The sequence below is a fragment of the Moorena sp. SIO3I6 genome, from assembly GCF_010672095.1.
Window position 1 is genome coordinate 1 of the sequence record NZ_JAAHHU010001718.1, and the last position, 1,045, is coordinate 1,045.

Below are 1,045 nucleotides of genomic sequence, written 5' to 3' on the forward strand. Positions count from 1 at the left end.
TTACTCAAAAGACCAAGCTTTCATCAAGCGGGTGATTGGCACATCCGGTGATACGGTTCAAGTCAAAGATGGCAAAGTTTATCGCAACGGTACTCCTCTAGACGAGGACTACATTGCCCAACCTCCCAGTTATCAGATGGGACTGGTGCAGGTGCCAGAAAATTACTTGTTTGTGATGGGAGACAACCGCAACAATAGCAACGATTCCCATGTTTGGGGTTTTCTAGGTAAAGACAAAGTCATTGGTCGTGCCTGTTTCCGTTTTTGGCCCTTTAGTGAACTTGGTTCGATCTGAACTTCGCCCTTCAACATCTCGGTAAATTTTCGGTTAATATCAAGCTCGTTGGTATCGTGATCACATCCCCAAGTGGGTAATGGGTAATGGGTAATGGGTAATGGGTAATGAGTTGCCAGTAATTACAATGACCAATTACCCATTACTAATATTAAGCTTGTGTGAACTTAAGCCCTCTACGGATTTCGGAAACTACTATAAGTTTAACTAATCAATTTTCATACTTAGGCCGGATGCGAATTGCATGCTCAACGTATATAATTTAGCTCAACTAACGATGCTCGCTGTTCAAGCTGATTTTTTAAAGCCTTGAGATCACAAGGCTAACTTTAATCAACATCAGGGCTTACTTTCTAAGAGGTTGTCTGAGAAGTATCATTTGCTACATCCAAGCCCCCTAAATCCCCCAAAATTGGGGGACTTTTAGAAGCAAATTGACTCTTGTTCCCCCCAAATTTGGGGGGCTAGGGGGGCAAAATTCAGTATCAAAAAACTTTTCAGATATCCTCTAAGTAGGGCTTGCTGAATAAGTCTACAAAGCGACTTTAGAGGCTACACAGCTTGAAAAATCTGAGTTTCACCCCTTGGTTTCCCAAGAAAACCCAGGGATTTCCCACAAAAGTACAAGGTTTTTGAGCGACAAGATGCCAAAACCTTGCACTTGTTTGGGGAAAAAAGGCTTGAAAGCCTTGTCGGGTATGCCTTCTGCATTCATGCAGCAAGCCCTATTTATGAGCTTATAGTATTGCT

At 42.5% G+C, this 1,045-nt stretch carries 1 protein-coding gene; it reads left to right on the forward strand.

Translation table 11 applies throughout. The annotated features are described in order from the left end of the window. A partial coding sequence (lepB, locus tag F6K49_RS52595; RefSeq protein ID WP_293111066.1) for a signal peptidase I occupies positions 1–295 on the forward strand: 295 nt, incomplete at its 5' end. Between the last annotated feature and the right edge of the window lie 750 nt (positions 296–1,045).